Origin of the sequence: Corynebacterium sp. HMSC27B11, from assembly GCF_001815985.1 — a bacterium.
Taxonomy (GTDB): Bacteria; Actinomycetota; Actinomycetes; order Mycobacteriales; family Mycobacteriaceae; genus Corynebacterium.
Window position 1 is genome coordinate 91,290 of record NZ_KV823578.1, and the last position, 26,552, is coordinate 117,841.

Annotated in this window: 24 protein-coding genes and 1 tRNA gene; 14 read left to right on the forward strand and 11 right to left on the reverse strand. The window is 64.5% G+C overall.

Annotation, left to right across the window (positions count from 1 at the left end; all coding sequences use genetic code 11):
- Positions 1-15: 15 nt before the first annotated feature.
- Complete coding sequence (locus HMPREF3097_RS08770) at positions 16-336, reverse strand: ferrous iron transport protein A (RefSeq protein ID WP_012360397.1); 321 nt, start codon at positions 334-336, stop codon at positions 16-18.
- A gap of 230 nt (positions 337-566) precedes the next feature.
- On the opposite strand from HMPREF3097_RS08770, the gene HMPREF3097_RS08775 reads away from it, so the two are divergent.
- The 5 genes from HMPREF3097_RS08775 (at position 567) to HMPREF3097_RS08795 (ending at position 5,216) form a co-directional block, all read left to right on the forward strand.
- Positions 567-1,565, forward strand: a complete 999-nt coding sequence (locus HMPREF3097_RS08775) for an NADP-dependent oxidoreductase (RefSeq protein WP_012360396.1) — start codon at positions 567-569, stop codon at positions 1,563-1,565.
- A 224-nt stretch (positions 1,566-1,789) separates the two neighbouring features.
- Entirely contained in the window at positions 1,790-2,920 is a 1,131-nt protein-coding gene (locus tag HMPREF3097_RS08780; protein ID WP_070761929.1) for a metal ABC transporter substrate-binding protein, read from the forward strand.
- Complete coding sequence (locus HMPREF3097_RS08785) at positions 2,920-3,600, forward strand: metal ABC transporter ATP-binding protein (protein WP_070761930.1); 681 nt, start codon at positions 2,920-2,922, stop codon at positions 3,598-3,600. The genes HMPREF3097_RS08780 and HMPREF3097_RS08785 overlap by 1 nt, the downstream gene beginning before the upstream one ends.
- Positions 3,590-4,426 (forward strand): metal ABC transporter permease, encoded by an 837-nt coding sequence (locus tag HMPREF3097_RS08790; protein ID WP_070761931.1) that lies wholly within the window; start codon positions 3,590-3,592, stop codon positions 4,424-4,426. Before HMPREF3097_RS08785 ends, HMPREF3097_RS08790 begins: the two co-directional genes overlap by 11 nt.
- Positions 4,419-5,216, forward strand: coding sequence for a metal ABC transporter permease (locus HMPREF3097_RS08795; RefSeq protein ID WP_070761932.1), 798 nt, complete (start codon positions 4,419-4,421; stop codon positions 5,214-5,216). Before HMPREF3097_RS08790 ends, HMPREF3097_RS08795 begins: the two co-directional genes overlap by 8 nt.
- 89 nt (positions 5,217-5,305) lie before the next feature.
- Here the strand turns inward: HMPREF3097_RS08795 and HMPREF3097_RS08800 are convergent.
- Positions 5,306-5,379, reverse strand: a tRNA-Leu gene (locus tag HMPREF3097_RS08800).
- A 69-nt stretch (positions 5,380-5,448) separates the two neighbouring features.
- Here HMPREF3097_RS08800 and polA point away from each other — a divergent pair.
- Complete coding sequence (gene polA, locus HMPREF3097_RS08805) at positions 5,449-8,088, forward strand: DNA polymerase I (protein WP_070761933.1); 2,640 nt, start codon at positions 5,449-5,451, stop codon at positions 8,086-8,088.
- Positions 8,089-8,247: 159 nt separating this feature from the next.
- On the opposite strand, the gene HMPREF3097_RS08810 is transcribed toward polA, so the two are convergent.
- A complete protein-coding gene (locus tag HMPREF3097_RS08810; protein WP_070761934.1) occupies positions 8,248-9,279 on the reverse strand; it encodes a DUF368 domain-containing protein in 1,032 nt (343 codons plus the stop codon).
- 109 nt (positions 9,280-9,388) lie between these two features.
- On the opposite strand from HMPREF3097_RS08810, the gene HMPREF3097_RS08815 reads away from it, so the two are divergent.
- From HMPREF3097_RS08815 to HMPREF3097_RS09705, 3 genes are all read left to right on the forward strand, one after another.
- Positions 9,389-10,525: an isocitrate/isopropylmalate family dehydrogenase gene (locus tag HMPREF3097_RS08815; RefSeq protein WP_070761935.1), complete on the forward strand. Its 1,137-nt coding sequence runs from the start codon at positions 9,389-9,391 to the stop codon at positions 10,523-10,525.
- 81 nt (positions 10,526-10,606) lie between these two features.
- Positions 10,607-12,067: a 30S ribosomal protein S1 gene (gene rpsA / locus HMPREF3097_RS08820; protein WP_012360388.1), complete on the forward strand. Its 1,461-nt coding sequence runs from the start codon at positions 10,607-10,609 to the stop codon at positions 12,065-12,067.
- Between the two features lie 120 nt (positions 12,068-12,187).
- Positions 12,188-12,340: a hypothetical protein gene (locus HMPREF3097_RS09705; protein WP_246821353.1), complete on the forward strand. Its 153-nt coding sequence runs from the start codon at positions 12,188-12,190 to the stop codon at positions 12,338-12,340.
- Here HMPREF3097_RS09705 and HMPREF3097_RS08825 read toward each other — a convergent pair.
- The 3 genes from HMPREF3097_RS08825 to HMPREF3097_RS08835 form a co-directional block, all read right to left on the reverse strand.
- Positions 12,305-12,886 carry a DUF421 domain-containing protein gene (locus HMPREF3097_RS08825; protein ID WP_070761936.1) on the reverse strand — a complete coding sequence of 194 codons (582 nt, stop codon included), beginning with the start codon at positions 12,884-12,886 and terminating at the stop codon, positions 12,305-12,307. The genes HMPREF3097_RS09705 and HMPREF3097_RS08825 overlap by 36 nt on opposite strands.
- Before the next feature lie 166 nt (positions 12,887-13,052).
- The gene (locus HMPREF3097_RS08830) at positions 13,053-13,964 is read right to left on the reverse strand and encodes a MaoC family dehydratase (RefSeq protein ID WP_070761937.1); all 912 of its coding nucleotides are present in this window, start codon (positions 13,962-13,964) and stop codon (positions 13,053-13,055) included.
- A 47-nt stretch (positions 13,965-14,011) separates the two neighbouring features.
- Positions 14,012-15,370, reverse strand: coding sequence for a 3-oxoacyl-ACP reductase (locus tag HMPREF3097_RS08835; RefSeq protein ID WP_070758125.1), 1,359 nt, complete (start codon positions 15,368-15,370; stop codon positions 14,012-14,014).
- A 288-nt stretch (positions 15,371-15,658) separates the two neighbouring features.
- Here HMPREF3097_RS08835 and HMPREF3097_RS08840 point away from each other — a divergent pair, with 288 nt between their 5' ends.
- Entirely contained in the window at positions 15,659-16,975 is a 1,317-nt protein-coding gene (locus HMPREF3097_RS08840) for an acetyl-CoA C-acetyltransferase (protein WP_070761938.1), read from the forward strand.
- A gap of 104 nt (positions 16,976-17,079) precedes the next feature.
- Here HMPREF3097_RS08840 and HMPREF3097_RS09995 read toward each other — a convergent pair whose 3' ends face one another.
- Positions 17,080-17,334: a DUF4185 domain-containing protein gene (locus HMPREF3097_RS09995; RefSeq protein ID WP_070761939.1), complete on the reverse strand. Its 255-nt coding sequence runs from the start codon at positions 17,332-17,334 to the stop codon at positions 17,080-17,082.
- A gap of 298 nt (positions 17,335-17,632) precedes the next feature.
- Here HMPREF3097_RS09995 and HMPREF3097_RS08850 point away from each other — a divergent pair, with 298 nt between their 5' ends.
- The 4 genes from HMPREF3097_RS08850 to HMPREF3097_RS08865 all read left to right on the forward strand — a co-directional run bounded on the left by HMPREF3097_RS08850 (position 17,633) and on the right by HMPREF3097_RS08865 (position 21,305).
- Positions 17,633-17,971: a hypothetical protein gene (locus HMPREF3097_RS08850; protein WP_012360381.1), complete on the forward strand. Its 339-nt coding sequence runs from the start codon at positions 17,633-17,635 to the stop codon at positions 17,969-17,971.
- 10 nt (positions 17,972-17,981) lie between these two features.
- Complete coding sequence (gene coaE, locus HMPREF3097_RS08855; protein ID WP_070761940.1) at positions 17,982-18,590, forward strand: dephospho-CoA kinase; 609 nt, start codon at positions 17,982-17,984, stop codon at positions 18,588-18,590.
- Between the two features lie 137 nt (positions 18,591-18,727).
- Positions 18,728-20,860 carry an excinuclease ABC subunit UvrB gene (gene uvrB, locus HMPREF3097_RS08860; protein ID WP_070761941.1) on the forward strand — a complete coding sequence of 711 codons (2,133 nt, stop codon included), beginning with the start codon at positions 18,728-18,730 and terminating at the stop codon, positions 20,858-20,860.
- 1 nt (position 20,861) lies between these two features.
- The gene (locus tag HMPREF3097_RS08865; protein ID WP_070761942.1) at positions 20,862-21,305 is read left to right on the forward strand and encodes a universal stress protein; all 444 of its coding nucleotides are present in this window, start codon (positions 20,862-20,864) and stop codon (positions 21,303-21,305) included.
- 140 nt (positions 21,306-21,445) lie between these two features.
- Here HMPREF3097_RS08865 and HMPREF3097_RS08870 read toward each other — a convergent pair whose 3' ends face one another.
- The 4 genes from HMPREF3097_RS08870 to HMPREF3097_RS08885 form a co-directional block, all read right to left on the reverse strand.
- Positions 21,446-22,381 carry a CAP domain-containing protein gene (locus tag HMPREF3097_RS08870; RefSeq protein ID WP_070761943.1) on the reverse strand — a complete coding sequence of 312 codons (936 nt, stop codon included), beginning with the start codon at positions 22,379-22,381 and terminating at the stop codon, positions 21,446-21,448.
- Positions 22,382-22,520: 139 nt separating this feature from the next.
- Entirely contained in the window at positions 22,521-24,905 is a 2,385-nt protein-coding gene (locus tag HMPREF3097_RS08875; RefSeq protein ID WP_070761944.1) for a HelD family protein, read from the reverse strand.
- A 21-nt stretch (positions 24,906-24,926) separates the two neighbouring features.
- A complete protein-coding gene (locus HMPREF3097_RS08880; RefSeq protein ID WP_012360375.1) occupies positions 24,927-25,661 on the reverse strand; it encodes a DoxX family membrane protein in 735 nt (244 codons plus the stop codon).
- 103 nt (positions 25,662-25,764) lie between these two features.
- Entirely contained in the window at positions 25,765-26,448 is a 684-nt protein-coding gene (locus tag HMPREF3097_RS08885; RefSeq protein ID WP_070761964.1) for an MBL fold metallo-hydrolase, read from the reverse strand.
- Between the last annotated feature and the right edge of the window lie 104 nt (positions 26,449-26,552).

Below are 26,552 nucleotides of genomic sequence, written 5' to 3' on the forward strand. Positions count from 1 at the left end.
TCTCTTTTCGATCCTTTATGCCGCAGTGATGACGACGTCCAGCTGGCGCAGGGTGTGATGATCCACTGCGTAGTGGGCATTGCCGATGGTGACCACGCGGGCACCACCAGCCACCGTGCCACCCACCCGGATTTTCGTGCCCGGGCGGAATCCCAGTTCGAGTAAGCGAGTAGCGAGCGCGGGTTGCTGAGCGATGACACGCTGTAGGCAGCACTCGGGCAGGAGCGCGCAGGTGTCGGCGGGTACCTGGTCGCCGCGTAGGCAGGAGCCAGATCCGCAAGGGCTGTCCTGGCATGCTGCTGCGCGGGGCTTTCTGGCGATGGGGAGGAGCTTCATGGGTAGGTGGTCTCAGTTCTGCTCGGGAAGCGTGGGGGCTGTTCGTCGCTGATCATCCATGAGATGGCCTGGCGACTTAGTCAACCCTAAGTGATCTTTACTAAGGCTAATCTTAGCGCTCGTTTATGTGTGGGGGCAATACCGAAAGGAGATGGTTTTAGAGGCAGCGGTGAAATCTCTCGGGCGAGTACCGTGGGCGTCACGAAAATCAACAGAGAGGACAACGTGCCATGGTTACCGCGAAACAATGGGTTCTCGCTTCCCGACCGACAGGAACCCCGACGATGGAGAACTTCCGCCTCGAGCAGGTCGAGCTCCCAGACCTAGCTGAGGGACAGATCCTCGTCGAGAACACCGTCAACACGGTCGATCCGTACATGCGCGGCCGGATGAACGACGTCAAGTCGTACATCCCGCCCTTCGATCTCAACAAGCCGATGACCGGCGGGGCAGTGGGTGTGGTTCGCGAATCCCGGTCGGAGAAATTCCAGGTCGGCGATACCGTTTCCCATCCGCTGGGCTGGCAGGATATCGCCATCGTCGATGAGGGGCAGGCTAAGCCAGTCGATCTGAATGTCGCCCCAGCGGCGGCCTATCTCGGCATCCTTGGCCTCACCGGACTGACCGCCTACGTGGGGCTGACCCGCATCGCGGAGATCAAGGAAGGGGACGTGGTTTTCGTCTCCGGTGCGGCCGGTGCCGTGGGGTCTGCGGTGGGGCAGTTCGCCCGCCACCTGGGCGCTTCCCGCGTGATCGGATCGGCAGGCAGCGAGGAAAAGGTTGCCCGACTCAAGGAGCTCGGCTTCGACGCGGCCATCAACTACCGGGAGGGCGACCTCGCGGGGCAGCTGCGCCAGGCCGCGCCCGAGGGGATCGACGTCTACTTCGATAACGTCGGCGGCGATCACCTGGAGGCAGCCATTGCTCGCATGAATACCTTCGGCCGTGTTGCGATGTGTGGTGCGATTGCCCAATACAACGACACACAGCCGCCGACCGCGCCGCGAAACCTTGCGTTGGCGATCGGCAAGTGTCTCACCCTGCGTGGCTTTGTGCTGGGGCAGTACCTCGACGTAGCAGGGGAGTTCCGGGAGCGGATGGCGCCACTGATCGCCAGCGGAGAGGTTCGGTACGACGTCACGACCCGTCATGGCATTGAGGCTATGCCTGGGGCTTTCCTGGAGCTGTTCACCGGCGGCAATACCGGGAAGATGGTCGTGCAAATGTAGCGGTAGGAGGGGCGAAGCTGCGATACCCCCTGCGAGGGCGGAGTCCGTCGCTTGGGGTTCGGAACGGTGGAGTGGGCGCAGCAGCGGAGATAGCATTAATGGAAAACAGTGCCATTATACTGGGGGTTTGACTAACTCTTTGCGATCGACTTAGGGTTGCCTTGCTTAATTGTGGCTGCCTGATGACAGGGAGCCAAAACCTCGTCGGGAAGGAACTCATACCCATGTCCCCAGCTTCAACACCCTCCGCCGAAAGCCCAGCCGCGCGCCTCCGCCGCCCATTCGCGCGTGCGCTAACCGCAGGCATCGGGCTCGCTCTTGCTGGCGCCAGCCTGGTGGCCTGCAGCAGTGAAGGCGAGCCGTCCGGCAGCGATGACCAGATCAAGGTCGTCGCGTCTACCACCCAGATTTGCGATTACGTCAAGCAGATGGACCTCTCCGAGGTTGATCTCACCTGCCTGCTGGCGCCCAATGCGAGCGCTCACGAGCTCGAGATGACCCACGAGCAGCTCAAGGCGACCTCGGAAGCGGAACTCCTGCTCGTCAACGGCGTCGACTTGGAGCACTTCCTCTCCAACGCGATCGAATCCTCCGGCTTCAAGGGCAACATGCTGGTCACCACCGGCGTGCTCACCGCTTCCGACGTGAAGGAAAAGCCGAAGCAGATCGAGGACGCTGCCAACGGTGACTACAAGATCGACCGCGGGATCGAGCAGGTGGACGTCGCGCCCTGGCCATTCCCACCGGAGGAACCAGGCGAGGAGCCGGAGTTCACCTACGACCCGCACGTCTGGACCTCCCCGAAGAACGCGAAGGTCCAGGTGGCGAACATCGGCTACGCGCTGGAGAAGATTGCCGATGAGCGCGGCGACGAAGCGATGAAGAAGGCGATCTCCGAGGGTGTGAAGAGCTACCAGGATAAGCTCGACGACCTGGACGAGTGGACACGCGAGTCCTTCGCGACGGTGAAGGACCCGATCCTGTTCACCAGCCACGATGCATTCGGCTACCTCTCCAAGGAGTACGGTATCGACTTCATCGGCGCCGCGCTCTCCGACTTCAGCGACCAGCAGGACGCCACCGCCGACCACATTCGCAAGGCAGCTGAGACCGTGCGGAAGTCCGGAGCTACCGCCCTGTTCGCGGAGAATTCCAATAACTCGAAGTCCATCGAAGCCATCGCCAAGGCAGCCGGCGTGAAGGCGGTCGTCGGCGACGATGCCCTCTACGGTGACTCCCTGGGCCCCGCAGGCTCCGCTGGCGAGACCTACATTTCCTCGATCATTCACAACGTCACCACCCTCGTGGAGGCCTGGGATGGCAAGCTCGCCGACCTTCCTGAGAGCCTGAAGTAATGCCCACTCCATCTTCCGGACAGCCCATCGTTGAGCTTTCGGACGCCGCGTTCAGTTACGGTGGCCCGCCCGTCGTCCAGCACCTCGACGCCCGGCTCCACGCTGGTCAGGGGCTCGCGCTGATCGGGGCGAACGGCTCCGGGAAGACCACCGTGCTGCGCGGCATTCTGGGGGCGGTACGCCTTGTCGGTGGGAAGTTGGACGTCAACGCCACCCGCCTGTCCTACGTGCCCCAGGTCGCCGACCTGGATCGTAGCTTCCCTGTCACCGCCTTCGACGTCGTCGCGATGGGCGTCCTTCGGGAACTTCGCCCCTTCCAACCGCTGGGAGGGAAGAAGAAGCGCGTCTACCAGGCCCTGGAAAAGGTCGGACTCGCGGAACGTGCGCACGTGCGCTTTGGCAGCCTCTCCGGTGGGCAACAGCAGCGGGTTCTGCTTGCCCGAGCCGTCGTTGCGCGCACCGAACTCATTCTGCTCGATGAACCATTCAACGGACTGGACTCCCAGAACCGAGAGATGCTGCTGGACCTGCTAGAGGAGCTGAAAGAAGAGGGCACCGCGATCATCGCCTCTACCCACGATCTCGTCCTGGCAGAACGGGCCTGTGACTACACGCTCATTGTCGCTGAGCAGTCGGTCTTCGGGCCCAGTGCCGAGGTGGTGCCGCTGTATGTGGGTTGATCTGGCACTCGCGCTGGGGATATCGCCCTTCATGTTTCGCCCGCTGGTGCTGCTGCTCGCATTAGGACTGGTCTCCGGCCTGGTGGGTGTGATCGTGAATTTGCGCAGCCTCGAGTTCAACGCTGAGGCGATGGTGCATTCGATCTTCCCCGGCATCGTCGCCGGTGCGGTGTTCGGCGGGATCGACATGATCATTCCGGCCGCCTCGGCGCTGGCCCTGGTGGTGGCTGTGCTCCTGGCGGTGGTGTCCCGCTCGCGGCTATCTGAACCAGGGGTGGCCGTGGTGCTCACCAGTTTCTTCTCCCTAGGGGTGGTGCTTTCCCTGAAGAAGGGTGACCAATCGGGGCAATTGGAGGCGCTGATGTTCGGCCGGCTCCTCGAGGTCACGGATTCCCGACTCAACAGCGCGCTGCTGGTGTGCGCTGTAGCGCTCGTGGTGATCGCGGTGACGTGGCGGCGGCAAGTCTTTGTTGCCTTCGACCGCGTCGCGGCGGCCGCCAGCGGAATCAACTTGTGGGTCATTGACATCGCGATCAACGTCGCCGTTGCAGCCATCGTCGTGTCTTCAGCCAGTGCGGTCGGAGTACTCCTGGTGGTTGGCTATCTCATCGTGCCCGGTGCGGCAGCCCGGTTAGTGGCCACGAGGGTGCGCACGATGGTTCCGATCTCGGTGGCCATCGGGTGCATGAGTGGGGTCGTCGGCCTCGCTCTCGTCCCGCTGGGGCCGGTGTCCCCGCAGGCAGTGGTCGCGCTCACCGCCGTCGGCTTCTACTTCTTGGCCCTTGGGGTGCGGTGGCTGAAGGCTGGGGTGAGCCGCGATGCTTGATATTCTTCTGCTCCCCATCATCGAGGTCATCGCCGTCGGAATGCTCGCCGGGCTGGTGGGTGTGTTCGCTGTGCTCAATAGGCAGGTCTTCTTCGCCGAAGCCATCACCCACGCCACCTTCCCCGGGGCAGTCCTCGGAGTGGTCGTGGCTGCTGCCCTCGGTCTGAACTTCGCGGGGATCTCGGCGTTGCTTTTCCTCGGCGCATTACTCATGTGCATCCCCATCGGAGCCCTGTTCGGACTCTCGAAATTTGGAACACCCTCTGCCGCTGCCGGCATCGTGCTGACGTCCGGATTCGCGCTGGGGTATTTCCTCAACAAGTTTTTCGCACCACTGCCCGTCAAGGTCGAGAGCTTCCTGGTTGGTAGCGTACTCAACGTTGATTGGGTGGACATCGGAATTTCCCTCGGGCTGCTCGCAGTCACTCTGCTCATCCTGTGGGGTGGCTGGCGGAAGCTGGTGTTCTTCGCCTTCGACCCTGAAGCATTCGGGGTGTCCCACAATCGAAGGGCTGCGCAAGGGATCATCAGTGCGCTTATCGTGGCCACCCTGGTGGCGCTCATTCCTGCCGTCGGGACGATCCTTTCGATCGCTCTGCTCGTGGCGCCCGCCGCCGGCTTGGTGGGAGTGTGCTCCAATACTCGAACCCTCCTCATCGCCGCGCCACTGGTTGGGGTTGCGATGGGGCTCGTCGGCCTCGGGGTTGGGGTCTGGGCGGATCTTTCGGTTGGCGGCTGCATCGGGGTGAGTGCAGGTGTCGGATATTTGATTCTGAAGATGCTCCGCTAACCACCCTGGCCTTGCCCGGCGGAAGTGGCGGAAAAAGAAGAACCCCGCTGTGACCTGGCGCTCATGCTGGTCGCAGCGGGGTTAAAACGTGCCCCCGGTGAGACTCGAACTCACACTGGACGGGTTTTGAATCCGTTGCCTCTGCCAATTGGGCTACGGGGGCGCAATAGGTCAAAGCATACGGCAGCGCCCAGGTGGGCACAAAACAGCGGGCGGGGTGCGGTTCAGTAGGATGGCGGGCATGACAACCGGTGGTAAATCTGAAGAAACCCTGCTCCTCCTCGACGGGCATTCGCTTGCCTTCCGGGCGTTCTACGCCCTCCCGGCGGCGAACTTCTCGACGACCGGCGGGCAGCACACCAACGCCGTCTACGGATTCCTGGGGATGTTCCTGGGGCTGGTGGAACAGGAAAAGCCCACCCACATCGCCGCCGCCTTTGACCTTTCGGGCCCGACCTTCCGGGAGGCGGAGTTCCCCGAGTACAAGGCGCAGCGCCCGTCCACACCGCCGGAGTTCAAGGGCCAGATCGAGCTGATCCGCGAGACCTTGAAGGCGCTCGGCATCACCACCCTGGATAAGGAGAGCTACGAGGCGGACGACATCATCGCCTCGCTAGCCACCCAGGGCCATGACGCGGGCATGAACACCCTCATCTGCACCGGTGACCGCGACTCCCTGCAGCTTGTCGAGGACGACGTCACCGTCCTCTACACCCTGCGCGGGGTCTCCGAGCTCCACCGCTTCACCCCGGAGGCCGTGGAAGAGAAGTACGGCGTGACCCCGAAGCAGTACCCGGATCTCGCGGCACTTCGCGGCGATACCTCGGACAACATGCCGGGCGTGCCGGGTGTGGGACCGAAGACCGCCCAGAAGTGGATCCAGAAGTACGGTTCCCTGGACGGCGTCATCGACAACATGGACGACATACGCGGCAAGGTGGGCGAGAACCTGCGCGCCTATGTCGCCGACGTCCAGCTGGCCCGGAAGATCACAGAGATGGTCCGGGACCTGGACATGGTGGACAGCTTGGACACGCTGAAGCCGGCGGAGATCGACCCGAACGACGCGCTGGCGATCTTCGAGAAGCTGCAGTTCGGCAACACGCTGCGCAACCGCACTTTCCGCACCCTCGGGGTGGAATTCGAGGACACCGCGAGCATCCCCATCACCGAGGAAGATCTGACCCCCGGCAAACTCGCCAACTGGCTGAAGAAGAACGCCGCCTACCAGGAGGGCCGTGACGCGGTCGCCGAGGCTCTCGCCGTCGACATTGACGGTGAGACACTCGGCCTGCTCAGCGCCGAAAATAAAGGCCTAAAGCTTGACCTTGCCGCCCTGGATGCGAAGGACGAGCAGGTTCTGCGCACCTGGCTTGCCGACCGTGGCGCGCCGAAGTGGTTCCACGATTCCAAGCAGAGCTTCCACGCACTGCGGCAGCAAGGCTTCGCCCTCGACGGGGTGGAACATGACACCTCCGTGGCCGCCTACCTCGTCCGCCCGGACCTGCGCAGCTGGTCGCTGGGAGACGTGCTGCAGCGCCACGCGGGCCGCGACCTGCCCGAAAACTCGGGCAGCCTGGAGCGTGCCCAGGCCGTCCGCGAGCTGGTCGGGATCATGAACCAGGAGCTCACGGACGCCGGCCAGGCCGAGCTCTACTTCTCCATGGAGGTGCCCCTGACCCACATCCTGGCGGAGATGGAGGCCCACGGCATCGCGGTGGATAAGGCCGCCCTCGAGGAGCTCGCCGCCGAATACGAAGCCCAGATCGCCGACGAGGTCAGCGCCGCCCGCGAACTCGCCGAGGACGATCAGCTCAACCTCTCCAGCCCCAAGCAGCTGCAGAAGGTACTTTTCGAGGACTTTGGCCTGCCGAAGACCAAGAAGACGAAGACGGGGTACTCGACGGCCGCCGCGGAGCTGGAGAAGCTGCAGCAGCAGACCGAACACCCCTTCCTCAACCACCTCATGGCGCACCGTGAGTACCAGAAGATGAAGAGCACCATCGACGGTCTCATCAACGCCATCGACGGCGACGGCCGCATCCGCACTACCTTCAACCAGAAGGGAGCGGCGACCGGCCGACTATCGTCCTCGGAACCGAACCTGCAGAACATCCCCGTGCGCACGGAAGCGGGCCGCAAGATCCGTTCCGCGTTCCGCGTCGGAGAGGGCTACGAGACCCTGCTGACCGCCGACTACTCGCAGATTGAGATGCGTGTCATGGCGCACCTTTCCGAGGACGCAGGCCTGATCGAGGCCTACCGGGCAGGGGAGGACCTGCACAACTACGTCGGTTCCCGAGTTTTCGACGTCCCCGTGGACGAGGTCACCCCGGAGCTGCGTCGTCGCGTCAAGGCTCTCAGCTATGGCCTGGTTTACGGCCTCTCCGCCTTCGGTCTCAGCCAGCAGCTGGGCATCAGCCCGGGCGAGGCCAAGGGGATCATGGAGAACTACTTCGACCGTTTCGGTGGCGTGAAGCGCTACCTGGATAAGGTCGTCGAGGCGGCGAAGGAAACCGGTTACACAGAGACGCTCTACGGTCGCCGCCGCTACCTGCCTGAGCTGGCCAGCTCGAACCGGGTGGCTCGGGAGAATGCCGAGCGTGCCGCCCTCAATGCGCCGATTCAGGGTACGGCTGCGGACATCATCAAGCTTGCGATGCTGCGGGTGGATCGCGCGCTGCGCAATGCGAATCTGAAGTCCCGGGTGCTGCTGCAGGTCCATGATGAGCTCGTGCTGGAGATCGCGCCCGGTGAGCTCGAGCAGATCCAGCAGCTGTTGGAGGAGAACATGGATTCGGCAGCCAGCCTGCGGGTCCCCCTGGATGTCTCCGCAGGCCACGGCGAGAACTGGGATCTCGCCGGGCACTAGCCTTCGCCCCAGCGTTGTAGCATCGCCGCCACAGCGCCGCCGCGACGTGCGTGTGGCGCCACCCCGTGCGTGTGGCGCTACCCCCACAGCAATGCGAAACCCCACGGTGATCAGTTCAATCATTCACCGTGGGGTTTCTCGCCTTGTTACAGACGCCTTCTAGGACGTTGCGGTGGCTTCGGTTTTGTCGCCCCCGAAGCGCCGTTCCGCGATAACCATCGCAGCTACGATCGCTGCCCCCAGCACGAACAGAACAATGGCACCACCGACATTCTCGCCCGGGGCGAGCAGACCAGCGGCGTCGTCCTGCCACGGCCACAGCGCGCGCAGGCTTCCCAACAGCAGACCGGCCATCGCAGCCAGCGTGACGGTGCGGTGCTCGTTGAGCATCTTCTCCAGCAGGCGGACGAAGAGCACGATGCCCGTCAGCGCGCCGAGGGCGAACACACCCAGGTAGGTGAAGTTACGCTCGTCCACCGCGCCGAGTGTGGCCTCGTAAAGGCCGACGGCCAGCAGGAAGAAGGAGCCTGACACGCCGGGCAGCACCAGCGCACAGATCGCGACCGCTGCAGCGAGGAACACGATGATCAGGTGTGGTTCACGCTGCGTGCTGCTGGTGAACCCGGTGGCCCAGAACGTCAGCACCGCGAAGATGCCCATCATCGGCAGCACCTTCGCCCAGCTCGCCGAAGAGCTCTTCCAGTCGATCATCAGCAGTGGCACGGCGATAGAGACCATCACCATGCCGAGGAACAGTGCACGCGCTGCGACTGGCTGGTTGGTGACGAAGTCCTTCATTGGCCCCGCCGTGAGGACCACGATCAGTCCCATGCCGATGAGCATCGGGATCAGCAGCCACCAGTCCACGTCGCGGAAACGCTGGCCCGCCTTTGCCCGGTCCTTCGGCAAGGCCTTGACCCCGTCGAGGAAGACGTTGGCGTTATAGAGCACGCGCTCGTACACGCCGGTCACCAGCGCGATCGTGCCGCCGGACACACCTGGCACGAGCTCGGCCAGGCCAATCAGGCCGCCGCGAATCGCGTTGAGGATGATCGTGAGCGCGGAGGGTTTGGTCTTGTCAAAGCTCACGCCGCTGGAGCTGTCGGCCGTGTCGGCCGGGGCTTGCTCCGATGCTGCGGAGTGCGAAGAGTAATCAGTCACCCGAGGTACTTTACGGCCGAATCCTTGCAAAAGACACCAGGCACGCTGGGTTTATTTCAGGACGTCAGGTTCGGGCAGCAGGCAAAAATAATGTGAACACCCTGTGCTCGGCCGGTCTGCGAGCCCTAGGGTGGAGGGCATGGCAAACACAGAAACTTGTCGTCTCGGAGTATGGCAGGGCGAGGGCATCGGCCCGGAGATCGTTGCACCTACGGTGCAGGCGGTGGAGCTCGCGCTACAGGTCAGTGGGGAGGCGGTACCGGAGTTCGTGCCGCTGCTGCTGGGCCGCGAGGCGATCGACGCCACCGGAAGAGTCGTGCCGGAAGAGACGTGGGAGACCATCACTGGCTTGGACGGCTGGATCTTGGGTCCCCATGACAATGTGTCTTATCCGCCGAGCGTGGCGGGCCAGCTCAATCCTTCTGCTCATCTGCGCAAGCAGGCGGACCTGTGGGCGAATATTCGCCCGGTGCGTGGCGTGCCAGGGGCGGTGCACCCGGATCTGGATGTGGTGATCGTCCGGGAGAACACCGAGGGCATGTACGCCGACCGCAACATGCTGGTGGGCAGCGGCGATGTCACGGTCAACGGTGAAGTCTCCCTCGCGATCGGCGTTTTCACCCAGACTAAGATCCGCCGCATCGTCCGTCGCGCCGCCGCCATCGCCGCCGCCCGCGACGGGGTGCTCACGGTGGCGCACAAGTCCAACGTGCTGACCGAGACCTCGGGGCGCTACGTCGCCGAGGCGAAGGCTTGCGTGGAAGAGTTCGGGGTCGAGGTTCAGCCCGTTCATATCGACGCCCTGTGCGCGGAGCTGGTGACCCGCCCGGAGCGCTATGCAACGATCGTGGCCGAGAACATGTTCGGCGATATCTTGAGCGACCTGGCCGGTGGGCTGGGTGGTTCGCTGGGGATTGCGGGCAGTATCAACGCCAGCGAGTCGCAGGTCATGGCACAGGCGGCGCACGGTTCCGCCCCGGATATCGCGGGGCAGGGCATCGCCAACCCGGCGGGCATCATGAACTCCGCCGCGCAGATGCTCGACTCCTTGGGTTATCCGCAAGCTGCGGAGCTTCTGGAAGGCGCGGTACGCGAGGCAGTAATCAAGGCACCGACTGCTGATCTGCTCCGCGAGGCTGCCGCAGCAGACCCCGAGACCGCAACGCCTGTGACTGATGAGCCTGCTGTGGCGAGTGAGGCGCAAGGGGCGCGTCGTCCTGCCACGACCGAGGAATTTGCAAAACAGGTGTTTGTGCAGCTAAAGCCTCTCGTGTAACCTTCAGTACGTTACGCGTCGAAAGGCGCAGTTTGACCCTGTCCATTTCTATTTGATTTCCGTTTCGGAGAACACTTCCATATGCCAACCAACAACGTCCCTCAGGTAGCCATCAACGACATTGGCTCCGCTGAGGATTTCCTCGCCGCCGTCGATGAGACCATCAAGTACTTCAATGATGGCGATATCGTCGAGGGCACCATCGTCAAGGTCGATCACGACGAGGTCCTGCTGGACATCGGCTACAAGACCGAGGGCGTAATCCCGTCCCGTGAGCTGTCCATCAAGCACGACGTCGACCCGAATGAGGTTGTCGAGGTTGGCGACGAGATCGACGCTCTGGTCCTCACCAAGGAGGACAAGGAGGGGCGCCTGATCCTGTCCAAGAAGCGTGCCCAGTACGAGCGCGCTTGGGGCGCCATCGAGCAGCTCAAGGAGAACGACGAGCCGGTCACCGGTACCGTCATCGAGGTCGTCAAGGGCGGCCTGATCCTGGACATCGGTCTGCGTGGCTTCCTGCCGGCTTCCCTCGTCGAGATGCGCCGCGTCCGCGACCTGCAGCCGTACATCGGCCAGGAGATCGAGGCCAAGATCATCGAGCTGGACAAGCACCGCAACAACGTCGTGCTGTCCCGCCGTGCATACCTGGAGGAGACCCAGTCCGCGGTCCGCTCCGAGTTCCTGCACCAGCTGCAGAAGGGCCAGGTCCGCAAGGGCGTCGTGTCCTCCATCGTCAACTTCGGTGCATTCGTTGACCTCGGCGGCGTTGACGGCCTGGTCCATGTTTCCGAGCTGTCCTGGAAGCACATCGACCACCCGTCTGAGGTCGTCACCGTCGGCGACGAGGTCACCGTCGAGGTTCTGGACGTCGACCTGGACCGCGAGCGCGTCTCCCTGTCCCTGAAGGCAACGCAGGAAGACCCATGGCGCGTCTTCGCCCGCACCCACGCGATCGGCCAGATCGTTCCGGGCAAGGTCACCAAGCTGGTTCCGTTCGGCGCATTCGTCCGCGTCGAGGAAGGCATCGAGGGCCTGGTTCACATCTCCGAGCTGGCTGAGCGCCACGTCGAGGTCCCGGACCAGATCGTCAACGTTGGCGAAGAGGTCATGGTCAAGGTCATCGACATCGACCTCGAGCGTCGTCGTATCTCCCTGTCCCTGAAGCAGGCTGACGAGGACTTCACCGAGGAGTTCGACCCGTCCAAGTACGGCATGGCCGACTCCTACGACGAGCAGGGCAACTACATCTTCCCGGAGGGCTTCGACCCGGAGACCAACGAGTGGCTCGAGGGCTTCGACGAGCAGCGTGAGGCTTGGGAGGCTCGCTACGCTGAGTCCGAGCGTCGCCACCGTCTGCACGCAGCTCAGATCGAGCGCCACCGCGCCGCAGCTGCAGAGGCTGCTGCCAACGGCGAGGGCGGCTACTCCTCCGAGTCCGGCGCCGAAACCAAGGCTGCCGAGGCTCCGGCCGAGGACGCTGGCACCCTGGCTTCCGACGAGCAGCTGGCTGCTTTGCGCGAGAAGCTGGCCGGCGGCGAGTAAATCGCACCAACCAGCTCTGGCGGAGTTGAAACAACGACGCTAGAGCGCTGAAAGCAGGGCCCGCACCATACGGTGCGGGCCCTTCTTCGTGTTTGAAGGCGGTTGGATAGGATCAACGGTATGTTCGGATCGCTTTCTCACCAGGGCTCTTCCCGCGTACTGCTGACCGTGGCGCCCCTGGTGGGTGCGGTGGCGCTGAAGCAGTGGATCAGCCTCACGGAGCTGGCCGGTATCGTCCTAGTGATTTTCGCGATCGTGCTGCGTAAACCCTGAGGGGAGCCCCACGACCCCGCGCAGCATCTCCGGGTCGATCACGATGCCGGCTTTGTAGACGGTCATCTCGCCGGTGGGCTCCAGAATGATGAGTTGGACGTCGGCCGGACTTGCCACTCCGGCGCGGCGCATGACCATCCGCAGATCGTCGCGGGAGACATGGGTGCGGCGCAGCTGCCGATCCAGGTACTGGCCGTGCGCGAAGACGGCCTGGGGATCCTCGTCGAAGACGCGGCTCACGGCAGTGGACTTCCTCGCCGCACCGAAGATCGCCTCCAACAGCATGAGGGTGAACAACCCGATCGCACCCGCGGCAAGGGTCGGTGGGTGTCCGATGACCACACGGCCCGATACCGCGCCGAACATGACCAGGACGACCGCGTCGAAGGCATTCATCTTCGTCATGATGCGCACGCCGAAGAGGCGCACGAGGATCAGGAAGAAGAGATAGATCGCCAGCGCCGCAAGGATGACGATGGGGATGCGGGCGGGCTCGATCGTGATCTGCTCGTAGAAGGCCTGCTGTACCTGCTCCATGATGCTCATGTTAGTCCCCGCCCCACCGCGGGGCGTGGACCCGTCCGTGTTTTTGCACACCTAGTGAACGACCGCGGCGTAGGTTAGGCATATTGTCGCTGTTCCCAAGGAAAGTTTTCGGCCGGCCCGCGGAGAAGGCGAACCGGCCGAAAGGGGGAGTGTTACAGCGAGTGGCTTAGAGCTGCTCGATCTTCGCCGCTGCGTGGACCGTGTCCAGCTTGGATGCCTTGCGCAGCTGGACGTCCCAGTCGCCGTTGGCAGCCTTCTCGGTAAAGACCGCGACATTGGCCGGCAGGGTCACCGGCTTAGCGAACTGCACCGTGTAGCGCGCCGCGGACGGGATCTCTCCCTCCAGCGTGGCCAGCAGGCGAGCGGCGGACCACATGCCGTGCGCGATGACCGCCGGGAAGCCGAAGGCCTTCGCACCCACGCCGGAGACGTGGATCGGGTTCTTATCTCCCGAAGCCTCCGCGTAGTCCTTGATCTGGGACGGGGTGACCCGCACGTTCGCGGTCGGGCGCGGATCCGCCAGCTCGGTGATCGGCAGGATCACGCCATCGGTCTTCTCGCCACCTGCCAGCGGGGAGGAGCTCGATAGCTTCGCACCCTTGGCCAGGAAGCCGGAGACCTGGCGCCACACAATCTCGCCGCCCGAGGTGATCTCGGTGACCAGGTCGATGAGCAGACCCTTGTTGTGCTCGCGCAGGTTTTCGGCGTGGACCTTGATGTCCAGCACGTCGTCGACCGTCAGCGCGCGCTTCTGCTCGATGACGTTATTCAGGTGCACCGCGCCCACAGCGCCGAACGGGAAGTCCGGAGCCGTGAGGACCTTCATCACGATGGGGAAGGAGAGCACGTACGGGTAGGTCAGCGGCAGCTCGTTGGTCAGCCGCAGATCCGTCGCGCTGCAGTACGCCGCGAGGTGCGGAACGTCGATCTTCACGCCGCGGACCTCGAAGGCGGTCTTCGGGTTGTCCTTCGCGGAGCGCGTGGACCCGACGACCGGCAGAATGTCCTTGACTGCGTTCCGGTACTCGTCCATGAGAGCCGGAATCTTGGGCAGTTCCTTGTAGGAAACCTCAGCCACAGGAACCTCCTTTAAGAAGTTGAAAAGATGTCAGCGGGGCAGGGGTTTTACGCGCCCAGCAGGGACTGGCCACAGACGCGAACCACGTTGCCGGTCACGGCGTTGGAAGCCGGTGCCGCGAAGTAGGCGATGGTCTCTGCAACGTCAATGGTCTGGCCGCCCTGCTGGAGGGAGTTCATGCGACGGCCGGCCTCGCGGGTCGCGAACGGGATGGCGGCGGTCATCTGGGTTTCGATGAAGCCCGGTGCCACGGCGTTGACGGTGATGTTCTTGTCCGCCAGCTTCTCGCTGAAGGTGTTGACCAGGCCGATGACGGAGGCCTTGGTGGTGCCGTAGTTGGTCTGGCCACGGTTACCGGCGATGCCCGCGATGGAGGACACGCCGATGACGCGGCCGTTGTCGTTGAGGCCACCGTTGGCGATCAGGCCCTCGGTGATGCGGACCGGGGCGATGAGGTTCACGGCCATGACGGCGTTCCAGCGTGCGTCGTCCATGTTGGCGAGCAGCTTGTCGCGGGTGATACCGGCGTTGTGGACGATGATGTCGATGCCCTGGCCGAAGCGAGCCTCGGCGTGCTCCTTGAGCTTGTCGGCAGCGTCCGGGGCGGTGACGTCCAGCGGCAGGGAGGTGCCCTTGACGCGGTTGGCGGTCTCAGCCAGGCCGTCGCCGGCCTGCGGGACGTCCACGCAGATGACCTTCGCGCCGTCGCGGGCCAGGACCTCGGCGATCGTGGCGCCGATGCCGCGGGCAGCACCGGTGACGACGGCGACCTTGCCCTCGGAAGGCTGATCCCAGTTAGCCGGTGCGGTGGCTGCGGTGTCGTCGACGCGGATGACCTGGGCGTCGACGTAGGCGGACTTGCCGGAGAGCAGGAAGCGCAGGGTGGACTCCAGGCCGGTGAAGTCGCCGGAGAGCTTCGGGCTGACGTAGACCAGCTGGGCGGTCGCGCCGCGGCGCAGCTCCTTGGCGACGGAGCGGCTGAAGCCCTCGAGGCCGCGCTGGGCGATGGCCTCGTCGGTGGACTCGGCCAGCTCCGGGGTGGTGCCGAGCACGACGATGCGGCCGTTCGGGGCGAGCTTGCGCATCACCGGGTTGAAGAAGTCGAAGAGCTGGTGGAGCTCCTCTGGCTTGGTGATGCCGGTCGCGTCGAAGACGAAGGCGGCGTACTTGCTGTCACCGGAGTCGCGGGTCAGGTCGTAGTCCGCATCCAGCAGGGAGGTGACCGGGTCGATCAGGCGGCCCTGGCCGCCGACGAGCACGAGGCCCGGCAGTGCTGGCTCGCCGGCCTTGTAGCGGCGCAGCTTCTCAGGCTTCGGCAGGCCGACCTTGTCAGCCAGGAAGTTGCCGAACGGGGACTCGATGAACTCGCCGTAACGGTCGGAGTGCTGGGAGGAAGTCTTAGACACTTATTCTCCTTCGGGTTGTCGCTTTCCGGTCTTCACGTCACGTTAACTTGCTGCGCGCTGGGTGCGCCCTTCTGACGAGGCGCGGGCTAGCGGGCACAGCGCGCTGACCGGAGAAGATTTTTAAGAACGTGACTTCAACTCTACGGTGTCGGGGGTCACACTGAGGGTGAAATCTAGTGAAATTATTTTTATATTTTCGTTTTCTAACCCAGGCCCCAGCACGTCTCTATAGTCGGTTGGGAGACGCACAACTTTGGTGCACATTCTAGAGACGGAGTGAAAACCATCATGACGAACGGTAACCAGAAGAAGGTCGCCATCCTCGGCGGCAACCGCATTCCTTTCGCCCGCTCCAACAAGGAGTACGCGGACGCATCTAACCAGGACATGCTCACCGCGGCTATCGAGGGCCTCGTCGCCCGCTACGGCCTCCAGGACGAAGAGCTCGGCCTGGTCACCGGTGGTGCGGTTCTGAAGCACTCCCGCGACTTCAACATGGTTCGCGAGGTTGTACTGGGCTCCTCCCTGGCCAACAGCACCCCGGCCATGGACATGCAGATGGCCTGTGGAACCGGCCTGGCCGCCATCGTCGCCGTCGGCGACGCCATCCGTGCGGGCCGCATCGAGTCCGGCATCGGCTCCGGCGTGGACACCACCTCCGATGCCCCGCTGGCGGTAGGCGACCAGCTGCGCAAGACCCTCATCAAGCTGACCCAGGCCAAGACCACCCAGCAGCGCCTGAAGCTGGTCGGCTCCATCCGCCCGGCCCAGCTGGCACCGGATCAGCCGAGCAACGGCGAGCCGCGCACCGGCCTGTCCATGGGTGACCACGCTGCGATCACCGCCCGCGAGATGAACATCACCCGCGAGGAGCAGGACGAGTTCGCCGCGACCTCCCACCAGAACCTGGCCAAGGCTTATGACGAGGGCTTCTTCGAGGACCTCATCACCCCGTACCTCGGCGTGCAGCGCGACACCAACCTGCGCCCGGACTCCACCCCGGAGAAGCTGGCCAAGCTCAAGCCGGTCTTCGGCAAGCGCGACGCGGCACAGCACGGCACCACCGCCACCATGACCGCCGGTAACTCCACCCCGCTGACCGACGGCGCGTCCGCCGTCCTGCTCTCCTCCGAGGAGTGGGCCAAGGAGCGCAACCTCCCGGTCCGCGCCTACCTGGTGGACTCCGAGGTCGCGTCCGTGGACTTCCTGCACGGCCACGATGGCAAGACTCCGGACGGCCTGCTGATGAGCCCGACCTACGCCGTCCCGCGCATGCTGGAGCGTAATGGCCTGACCCTCCAGGACTTCGACTTCTACGAGATCCACGAGGCCTTCGCCTCCCAGACCCTGGCCACCCTGAAGGCTTGGGAGTCCGAGGAGTACTGTCGCGAGCGCTTGGGCCTGGACAAGCCGCTGGGTGCGATCGACCGCTCCAAGCTCAACGTCAAGGGCTCCTCGCTGGCCGCTGGCCACCCATTCGCCGCAACCGGTGGCCGCATCATCGCCACCACCGCGAAGCTGCTCGAGGAAAACGGCGGCGGCCGCGCACTGGTCTCCATCTGTGCAGCAGGTGGCCAGGGCATCGTCGCCATCGTCGAGCGCTAAGCCAGCTGCGCCGATAGCGAAAGAGAAGGCGCCCCGGGGCGAGGGTTCTCCTCGCCCGCGGGGCGCCTTTGGCGTGCTCAGACTATGAGCGATAACAGGTGCTTCTACTGGAACACGCGACCCAGGTCGGTCTTGTACACGACCGGGTTGTAGTCCTTCCACGTCGTGGCCACCCAGTAGAGGTTCTCATCGACCGGGTGGGGGAACATGAACGCGCCGTAGAGGTCGCCGATCTGAGCGCGAGAGACCAGCGTCCTCGGCGCGCTCCACGGCCCCTCCGGAGAGGCGGCCTTCCGAATCACCACGCCCTGCGGCGCCTCGTAGAGTGCGAGCCAGGCATCCTGTTCCGGGTGGTACATCACCGACAGCTCGAAGACCTTAAATCCTCCACGCCGTCGATCTTCAGCGAACGGGGGAGGAACTCGTCCGAACGGTCCCCGTTGGCCGGTCGGGTGATGTGAATGCCGTTGGACGGATCGCGGTCGTCTGACTCGAAGATCGCATTTGAATGCCAGCCGTCCGTGCCGGAGCCACAGCTGAAGGAATCCCCCTGGTCCCACGGCGGGCGAAAGGGGAAGGGCTGCGATGCCCGGAGAGAACAGTCATGGTGTTAATTCAATCACAACGGGGATCTTCAAGTGATGTAGCTTTAGGAGCATGAATCTTTTTCGGAAACGCGCCACCGTTGCGCTGGCCGCAGCTCTCGCTCTCTCGGCAGGTGTCGGCGGCGGGGCAGCGCCGGCAAAGGCTGAGGAAGCCCAGCCACTCCCAGACATCGAACGCCCCACTGCGGGTTCGGGCGGATCGTTGATGCTCAACCCGAAGAACTGCAAGAAGCTCAAGGCCCAATCGGACGAGATTGCTGGCCAGTGGCAGCAGGCAGTGACCGACGGTGATTTTTATACGGCAAATCAGCTGCGCGTGGACTACACCAACGTGACTGTCTCGTGGGCACAGTGCCTGCAGTCGGCTAATCGTCTGCTGCTGAGCTCTTAGGATTGACGCAATGTTTCTCATCGGACTCACCGGTGGCATCGGATCCGGGAAAACGACCGTCGCCAGTCGGCTGAAGACCCTCGGTGCCCGGATTGTCGACGCCGATAAGATCGCCCGCGAGATCGTCGAACCCGGCGAACCAGCCCTCGCGGAGCTGGCTGAGGCCTTTGACGGGGTACTCAACGCGGACGGCACCCTCAACCGTGCCGAGCTCGCCCGGCAGGCCTTCGCCACCCCGGAGGCCACCGAGAAGCTGAACTCCATCACCCACCCCCGCATCCGGGAACGCACCCTCGAGCGCTTCGCCCAGGCCCGCACTGAGGCCGTGCCGGTGCTCGTCTACGACATGCCGCTGCTCATCGAAAACGGCGAGTATAAGAAGATGGACCACGTGCTCGTCGTCGACGCGGCGGACGAGATCCGCATCGACCGTCTGGTCAACTCCCGTGGCCTGGACGAGGACGACGCCCGCCGCCGCATCGCGGCACAGATCAGCCGCGAGGAGCGCCTCGCTGCGGCGGACTCCGTGGTGGATAACTCCGGCACCCGGGATCAGCTCCTCCAGCAGGTCGACACCTTCTGGGAGCAGGTCGTCGCGCCACAGCTCGGCGAGAAATAATCCAGCGGCTCGGCCGGCAGTAACCCCCGGGCGCGTACCGCGACCCTGCCCCAGCCATCGCAGTGCCTGCCAGCCGGCCGCCCAGCCACACCTCAGCCCGGTGGCTGCCCACCGTGCGGGCTGCCTAGGATAGACACATGGCTTTTGCAGCAGAGCGTCCCGAGCTGTCCTACTCCGAATTCCGCCCCGTGGGGGAGGTCGAGCGCAGCGATGCCGAATTCGAGGTCATCAGCGAGTACGAACCCGCGGGCGACCAGCCAGCCGCCATCGCGGAACTCGACGAGCGGCTGAACCGCGGCGAACGCGACGTCGTCCTCATGGGCGCGACCGGTACGGGTAAGTCGGCGACCGCAGCCTGGCTGATCGAGCAACAGCAGCGCCCCACCCTGGTCATGGCGCCGAACAAGACCCTCGCCGCGCAGCTGGCCAACGAGCTGCGCTCCCTGCTGCCGAATAATGCGGTGGAGTACTTCGTGTCCTACTACGACTACTACCAACCCGAGGCCTATATCGCGCAGACCGATACCTATATCGAGAAGGACTCCTCGATCAACGACGACGTCGAGCGCCTGCGCCACTCCGCGACCTCCGCGCTGCTGTCCCGCCGTGACGTGGTCGTCGTCAGCTCCGTATCTTGCATCTACGGCCTGGGCACCCCGCAGTCCTACCTGGACCGCTCCGTCGTCCTGCGGGTGGACGAGGAGGTCGACCGCGACCAGTTCCTCCGCCTGCTCGTCGACATCCAGTACGACCGCAATGACGTCTCCTTCACCCGCGGTGCCTTCCGCGTGAAGGGCGACACGGTGGACATCATCCCGGCCTACGAGGAGCTCGCCGTCCGCGTCGAGTTCTTCGGGGACGACGTCGACGCGCTCTACTACATCCACCCGCTGACCGGCGACGTGATCCGCGAAGTGGATGAACTGCGCATCTTCCCGGCCACCCACTACGTCGCTGGGCCGGAGCGGATGGAAAAGGCGATGCAGGCCATCCGGGAGGAGCTGGCGGAGCGCCTGGAGGACCTGGAGAACCGCGGCAAGCTGCTGGAGGCGCAGCGGCTGCGGATGCGCACGGAATACGACCTCGAAATGATCCAGCAGGTGGGCTTCACTAGCGGCATCGAGAACTACTCCCGGCACATCGACGGCCGACCCGCCGGCAGTGCCCCGGCGACGCTGATCGACTACTTCCCGGAGGACTTCCTCACGATCATCGACGAGTCCCACGTGACGGTGCCGCAAATCGGCGGCATGTTCGAGGGCGACATGTCCCGCAAGCGCAACCTGGTCGAGCACGGATTCCGCCTGCCCAGCGCGCTGGACAACCGGCCGCTGACCTGGGAAGAATTCGACGACCGCAAGGGCCAGTGCGTGTACATGTCCGCCACCCCGGGGGATTACGAGATCGCCGCGGCCCAGGGCGAGTTCGTGGAGCAGGTGATTCGCCCAACCGGCCTGGTGGACCCGAAGGTGGAGGTGCGCCCCACAGAGGGGCAGATCGATGACCTCATCGAGGAGATCCGCAAGCGCACGGACAAGGACGAGCGCGTGCTCGTCACCACCCTCACCAAGCGCATGGCCGAGGACCTCACCGACTACCTGCTGGAACACGGCGTGCGGGTGCGCTACATGCACTCGGATATCGATACCCTCAAGCGCGTGGAGCTGCTGCGGCAGCTACGCCTCGGGGAGTTCGACGTGCTGGTGGGCATCAACCTGCTGCGCGAGGGCCTCGACCTGCCGGAGGTCTCCCTGGTCGCGATCCTGGATGCGGATAAGGAAGGCTTCCTGCGCTCCACCCGCTCACTGATCCAGACGATCGGCCGTGCCGCTCGAAACGTCTCTGGTGAGGTCATCATGTACGCCGATAACGTCACCGAGTCGATGAGCAACGCGATCGACGAGACAGAGCGGCGCCGGGCGAAGCAGATCGCCTATAACGAGGAACACGGCATCGACCCCCAGCCACTGCGCAAGAAGATCGCCGACATCCTGGACCAGGTCGAGGAATTCTCCGAAGGCTACGGCGAGCCGGGCAGCGAGGTCGCTGGGTCCACATCGACCGGCGTGGAAGGGGACATGGCCACCTTCGGCAGAGCGGAAGACCGTGGCGACATGGCCCGCCCACAGCTGGAAAAGCTCATCGAAGACCTCACCGCGCAGATGAAGGAAGCCGCACGAGAGCTGAAATTCGAGCTGGCCGGCCGGCTGCGTGATGAAATTGCGGACCTGAATAAGGAACTTCGGGGCATGAAGGAAGCTGGCCTATAGAATGAAGAGCATGTTCTCAAAGATCGTCGTTGGCACTGATGGCTCCAAATCCTCCCACCTCGCCGTCCGGCGTGCGGCGGGAATCGCAGCGGCTTTTAGCTCGGAGCTGGTGCTCGCGTCGGCGTACTTCGCCAAGGAGGCTGACGCCCAGGCCTCGCGCCGGGATGAGTCTTCGCCGGTCGTGGGGGACGGGCACGCTGAGGAGGTGCTGGGCTCCGCGATGGAGGTCGCCCGCGAGGAGGGGGCCGAGAAGGTGCGCGCTGTACTGCGGGAGGGCGCCCCGGTGGACGCGCTCATGGCCGTTGTGACCGAGGAGAAAGCCGACCTGCTCGTGGTGGGTAACCGGGGGATTAACTCCCTGACTGGTCGCCTGCTGGGTTCCGTGCCGGCCGATGTGGCACGCCAATCCGACTGCGACGTGATGATCGTCCACACCGTCGGCTAGGCGCGCAACCGGATCCTTAGACGCGCCGTGCCAGCGCTCGCATCGGACTCGCCGCCAGCGCGCGGACGCTAGGGGCAAGGTAGCGAAGAACCCCGCGGAAAATTTTCCGCGGGGTTCAGGCTTGCGCAGAGGCTGCCGACTTAGCGGGGCAGGAACTGCTGGATCGCCATCCAGATGCTGCCCAGGATCGAGATGGTGCCCAGGATGATGCTGATGATCATGCCGATGTCGCCACTGGACCCAGAGGTGCCGCCTGGGTTGGTGATGCCAGAAGGGAATTGGCCCGGAGCGTTGTCCTTAACTCCCGTGACATCCCTTCGGTCACCGGCAGCATTATAAAGCCAGGTGTTGTAGGTCTTGTTCGGGGTGTTGGACTCATTCGCGAGGGCCTTCGCTGGTGCAACGCCCGAGAGCCCCGCGATGACGGTGTCGACAGAGCCCTGACCGTTCTTACGACCACTGACTCGACCAAATCCGTAGTATGTGTTTTCCGGATTAATGAGCGTGTGCAGGTGGCCGCTCTGAGCATTCGCCTCGCCCTTGCTTGCATTGAGTGCTCGAAGTTCTCCATGGCCCCAGTACTTGACGATCGCGTCAGAGAGAGTGACACCGGTCCCGGTCATGAGGATTTCGCCGTTAGAACGACGACCGTTTCGCGTGGCGTCCCAGATGTTCCCGCCGTTGGGGCGAGTGTGTGCGGGCTCGAAACGGTGGACCTGTTCGGAAGCGCGCTGAATAGCCATCCACGTGAGGTCGCTATCAATCGAGACGTTGCTGATGTAGTCAGTCTTGCTCCAACCCTTGGCCCGCACAACATCGCGAAGCTTCGTTCCAGTGGATCCGTTGACGCTGAGGTAAGGGTTCAGGTCCCACATCTCCTCGCGGAGCTGACGGACGGCTCGGAGACCCTCCGTGCGTGCGAGGCTTGGGTTGAACTGGGCCTGGAGCGCCGAGAACTGGCTCTGGCTTACACCGAGTTCCACCCCGGTGGTTGGGTCCGGAGCCGCGTTGGCGATGGCGGTGGGGAAGGCGAGGGAGAGGACCGTGGCGGTGGCGACGGCGAGCTTGCGCTTCATGCTCATTCCTTAAAGTGCTGGCTCCGGTGAGAGGAGCGGGTGAGTGGATTGAATGAGATTATAGCCAGCTAAGAGCTTTTTAAGAATTTGTTGATCACTTGGTCATGCCGCCGCGCTAAAAAGAACCTGACCTGCGCGCTTAACCCTGATCCCAGGGCAGTGGCTGGTCCGCGAACACGCTCAAACCCTGGGTCGCACGGGTGATTGCCACGTAGAGGTCCTGCAGCCCCTGTGGGGAGGCGTCGACGATCGCGGCGGGCTCGACGAGCACGACCTCGTCGAACTCCAGGCCCTTCGCCTCGGCGGTGCTGACCACCAGCACCTCCGCGTCGATGCCGACCAGGTCAGAGCCCAGCGCATCGCCCAAGGCCGCAGTCACCTTCCCGCGTGCCCAGTCCAGGTCCGCATCGCTGGTGATGATCCCCACCAGGCCCTCGCCGGCCCGCCGCGCGATCTCGGGCAGCGCGCCCGCCAGCTCCGCCCGCGCCGCATAAGCCACACCCGTGCCGGTGCCGCGCAGCGCGATCGCGGGCTCCTGATCCGCGGCGATCTCGGGGAGCAACTGATTGGCCACGTCCGCGATGTCCTGCGGCGTGCGGTAGTTCACGCTGAGCTCCTTCAGCTCCCAGCGATCCGACACATAAGGAGCCAGGGTCTCGCCCCAGGAGGCCACGCCAGCCGGGTTGCCCGTCTGTGCCGGATCACCAACCACGGTCATCCACCGGTTGGGGGAGCGGCGGAAGATCATCCGCCAGTCCATCTCCGAAAGCTCCTGGGCTTCGTCCACGATGACGTGGCCGAAGGCCCAGCGCAGGTCCTGGGCGGCACGCTGCGCCGTGCTGCGCGCGTCGCGTACTCGCTGGCGACCCGCTAGCTGCTCGGCGTCGATGACGTCATAGGCCATGAGGATCTCCGGGGCGAAGCCATCGTCCAAGTCCTGGGTCGCCGAGCCCGTGAGGATGTCCAGCGCGTCCTGGGCCTCCGCGATCTTCGCCAGCCACTCCTCACGCTCCGCCTTCTCGGCCGCCTCGTCGTCGATGATGCCCAGCATGTCCGCCAGTTCGTCGAGCAGCGGCGCATCTGCGGCAGTCCACAGGATCTGGCCACCGTCCAGCTCCACCGGCGGGGTGGCCTGCAGCCCGCGGATCGTGTCCTCGTCGTACTCCGAGGCGATCTCCTCGGCATGCTCGTACAGGTCGGCCAGCACCTGCTCCGGCGTGAGTTCCGGCCAGAACTCGTCCAACGCTGCCACCACCGCGGGCTCCTCGCGCAGGTCATCGCGCAGGCTGGTGCGGTCTTCCGCGGTCAGCAAGTTCTCCCCGCCGAGGGGGTCGCGCCCGATCGTCTGCGCCAACGCATCCGCCAGGGAACTGATCGCATGATCCACGAACAGTGGCCGGGCCTGGTTGTGGGGCTTGCGGCTACGTCGCGCCCGGGTGCGGGCGGCGCGGACCATCTTCGGGCTCAACTCCACGGCCACGCCATCTACCATGAAATCGCGCGGCTGCTCCGGCACCTGCTGCCAGGACTGCACCGCCAGCTTCAGGATATGAAGCATCTCCGCGCTGCCCTTGACCTCACGGGCCAGCAGGCTCGGTTCGGGCCGCGTCTTCACCCCCGGCAGGAGCGTGCCCGGGGTCGCCAGCACCACGCCGGTCTCACCCAGGGAGGGCAGCACCTGCGAGATGTAGTCCAGGAAGCGCGCATTCGGGCCGACGATGAGCACGCCCGTCTTCGCGAGCTGCTCGCGCCACGTGTACAGCAGGTAGGCCGCGCGGTGCAGCGCGACCGCGGTCTTCCCGGTCCCCGGCGCACCCTGGACGACGGTGACGGAGCGGTGCTCGCTGCGGATGATGGCGTCCTGCTCCGCGGCGATGGTCTCCACGATGTCGCCCATCCGCGTGCTGCGGGCCGCGTTCACCGCGTCCAACAGCGCGGCCTCCTGAGCCACCCCTCCCGCCGCGGACGTCGTCTTTTCAGTTAAGGACGTCTGGTCCTCGCCGCGGGTGGTGAGCCGCTCATCGGCGACGTGGGTCACCTTCCGCCCGCGAGTCTTGATGTGGCGGCGCAGGTGCACCCCATCTGGGTGCAGGGTGGTGGCGAGGTAGAAGGGGCGGGCCATCGGTGCGCGCCAGTCCATCAGGAGGGTACGCATCTCGTCGTCGCGGGTGTGCAGCCCCAGCCGCCCGATATAGCGGCGGTCCAGATCGGGGGAGCCGGGCACCGGATTCTCTGGCTCCTCATCGGCCACGTCGATGCGGCCGAACATCAGTCCGATCTCCGCGATGGACAGGTTATCCAGTCGCTGCGAGATGTCCTGGATCTCGCGGTCGCGGCGCATCAGCCCCTGCGGGTCATCGATATCTGCTGTGGCTCGGACACTGGCCAGTCGCTTCTTCAGCGTGGCGGTCGTGGCGTCCACCTCAGCCAGCAGGTCATCGAGATGGTCCTGCTCGCTCGCGATGGCCTCTGCGAGCGAGCGGTCGGCATTATTCGTGGTGCCGCGAGATGCGGGGCTGGTCAATCTACCTCCGGTGCAACGGGCTTACTTGAGCTTCTTCGCCTTCTTCTTGGCCTTCTTTGCCTTCTTGGACAGGCCCTTCGTGCTGTCCTGCAGCTCCTCAGCAAAGGTCTCAGCATACGCGCTCGCCTGGTCGCGCACCTGGTAGGCGGTGTCGCGCCACTCGTCGGAGTGCTCGTCGACGTAGTCGCTCACAGCGCTCGCTGCAGAGGAGATGCTGTCCGAGGCCTCAGAAGCCAGCTCGCGGGCCTTCTCGGAGAAGTCGCTGGCGTAGTCCTGCGCGGTGGCGAGCATCTCCTGCTGCTGGGACTTGCCCGGCAGCGCCTGCTGCGCGCGCCATGCCAGGCCCGGCTTGCCGGCAGTGTCCTCGGCGGCGATCAACAGGCCACCCAGCAGGCCGACGTCCGCCAGGAGGGTGGTCAGCTGGGTGTTCTGGCCGCCCTTGCCGGCGACGTTCTTGATGTCGTGGCGGGTCAGGATCGCAGGCAGGTGTGCGGCTGCGAGCGCTGCGGCGGCCAGGCGCGGCGCCTTACCGCGGGCCAGCAGGGCAGCGGCGGCGATCTTGGTGCCACCCGCGATGCGCACGTTGGTTTCCGCGTCACGTGGTAGCAGGCCAGCAGCCTGCGGTGGCAGAACCTTGCGCAGGGTGCCGGTCACAACCTCGGCGTTCTTCGCGTGATTCTGCGGGCTTTTCACCATCTGGACACCATCGGCGATGAATGCCGAAGCCATCAGGGGACGGGCGATCTTGCGAAGCATGAAGACTCCTTCGGTGTGGGTAGCAAGATAGCTGGAGTTTTATCCAGCGTTAGGGGATCAAGTCTACGCGAGTGGCCGGGCGCCAGCTGCGCGTTTCGCGGGATTACCAGCCCCGCTCGGCCCACTCCTCGACGTGCGGGGCCTCGTCGCCGACGGTGGTGCTGTCGCCGTGGCCGGGGTGCAGCCGCGTGCCGTCGGGCAGGCTGAACACCCGCTGCGTGACGTCCGAGAGCAGCTGCTGGAACTCCTCCGGGGAGTTCGTTTTGCCGACCCCGCCTGGGAACACGCTATCCCCGACGAACATGCGTGGGGCGTCTTCCGGCAGTTCCACGTGCACGGCGATGCCGCCCGGGGTGTGGCCCCGCAGCTCCACCGCAGTCATCTTCAACTCCGAGCAGTTACCCTTCAAACGCAGCAGCTCCGGGGTTCCTTCGTCGTTGCCGTAGACCTCATCGGCCGGGGCTGGCAGGTTGGTGGCCTCCTTGCGTGGTGCGTGGTGACGCGCCCCCGTTGCCGCCAGAACCTCCTCCAGCGCCTGCACGTGGTCGCCATGCTGGTGGGTGGTGAGGACGTCGGTGATGGTCACCCGCAGCTGATCCGCCAGGGCCAGGATGTGCTCAGCGTCCGCAGCCGCGTCAATGAGCAGCGCATTGCCGCCGCTGGCGATGAGGTAGACGTTGTTGTCCATCTCGCCAACTGAGGTGCGCGCCACGATCGTGGCATCCGTGGAAATAATCTCGACATCTCGGGGGTTGGAAAGATGTCCGAACTCACTGACCTGTGACATATGCATGAACTCGAGCATATCTACTTGTCGTACAGTGGGAATGAACTCATCCTGAGCCCGCGCCACCCAGGCGCGGCTCAGGGACAAAGCCAAACAGGAGGACG

Bases quoted from the DNA above. Each gene is read 5' to 3' on its own strand.
- uvrB (WP_070761941.1), top strand. From the start codon at position 18,728: ATGGCTTTTGCAGCAGAGCGTCCCGAGCTGTCCTACTCCGAATTCCGC.
- HMPREF3097_RS08770 (WP_012360397.1), bottom strand. From the start codon at position 336: ATGAAGCTCCTCCCCATCGCCAGAAAGCCCCGCGCAGCAGCATGCCAG.
- HMPREF3097_RS08780 (WP_070761929.1), top strand. From the start codon at position 1,790: ATGTCCCCAGCTTCAACACCCTCCGCCGAAAGCCCAGCCGCGCGCCTC.
- polA (WP_070761933.1), top strand. From the start codon at position 5,449: ATGGCGGGCATGACAACCGGTGGTAAATCTGAAGAAACCCTGCTCCTC.
- HMPREF3097_RS08865 (WP_070761942.1), top strand. From the start codon at position 20,862: ATGAAGAGCATGTTCTCAAAGATCGTCGTTGGCACTGATGGCTCCAAA.
- HMPREF3097_RS08790 (WP_070761931.1), top strand. From the start codon at position 3,590: ATGTGGGTTGATCTGGCACTCGCGCTGGGGATATCGCCCTTCATGTTT.
- HMPREF3097_RS08870 (WP_070761943.1), bottom strand. From the start codon at position 22,381: ATGAAGCGCAAGCTCGCCGTCGCCACCGCCACGGTCCTCTCCCTCGCC.
- HMPREF3097_RS08840 (WP_070761938.1), top strand. From the start codon at position 15,659: ATGACGAACGGTAACCAGAAGAAGGTCGCCATCCTCGGCGGCAACCGC.
- HMPREF3097_RS08815 (WP_070761935.1), top strand. From the start codon at position 9,389: ATGGCAAACACAGAAACTTGTCGTCTCGGAGTATGGCAGGGCGAGGGC.
- HMPREF3097_RS08850 (WP_012360381.1), top strand. From the start codon at position 17,633: ATGAATCTTTTTCGGAAACGCGCCACCGTTGCGCTGGCCGCAGCTCTC.
- HMPREF3097_RS09995 (WP_070761939.1), bottom strand. From the start codon at position 17,334: ATGTACCACCCGGAACAGGATGCCTGGCTCGCACTCTACGAGGCGCCG.
- coaE (WP_070761940.1), top strand. From the start codon at position 17,982: ATGTTTCTCATCGGACTCACCGGTGGCATCGGATCCGGGAAAACGACC.
- rpsA (WP_012360388.1), top strand. From the start codon at position 10,607: ATGCCAACCAACAACGTCCCTCAGGTAGCCATCAACGACATTGGCTCC.
- HMPREF3097_RS08825 (WP_070761936.1), bottom strand. From the start codon at position 12,886: ATGAGCATCATGGAGCAGGTACAGCAGGCCTTCTACGAGCAGATCACG.
- HMPREF3097_RS08795 (WP_070761932.1), top strand. From the start codon at position 4,419: ATGCTTGATATTCTTCTGCTCCCCATCATCGAGGTCATCGCCGTCGGA.
- HMPREF3097_RS08775 (WP_012360396.1), top strand. From the start codon at position 567: ATGGTTACCGCGAAACAATGGGTTCTCGCTTCCCGACCGACAGGAACC.
- HMPREF3097_RS09705 (WP_246821353.1), top strand. From the start codon at position 12,188: ATGTTCGGATCGCTTTCTCACCAGGGCTCTTCCCGCGTACTGCTGACC.
- HMPREF3097_RS08880 (WP_012360375.1), bottom strand. From the start codon at position 25,661: ATGCTTCGCAAGATCGCCCGTCCCCTGATGGCTTCGGCATTCATCGCC.
- HMPREF3097_RS08885 (WP_070761964.1), bottom strand. From the start codon at position 26,448: ATGTCACAGGTCAGTGAGTTCGGACATCTTTCCAACCCCCGAGATGTC.
- HMPREF3097_RS08785 (WP_070761930.1), top strand. From the start codon at position 2,920: ATGCCCACTCCATCTTCCGGACAGCCCATCGTTGAGCTTTCGGACGCC.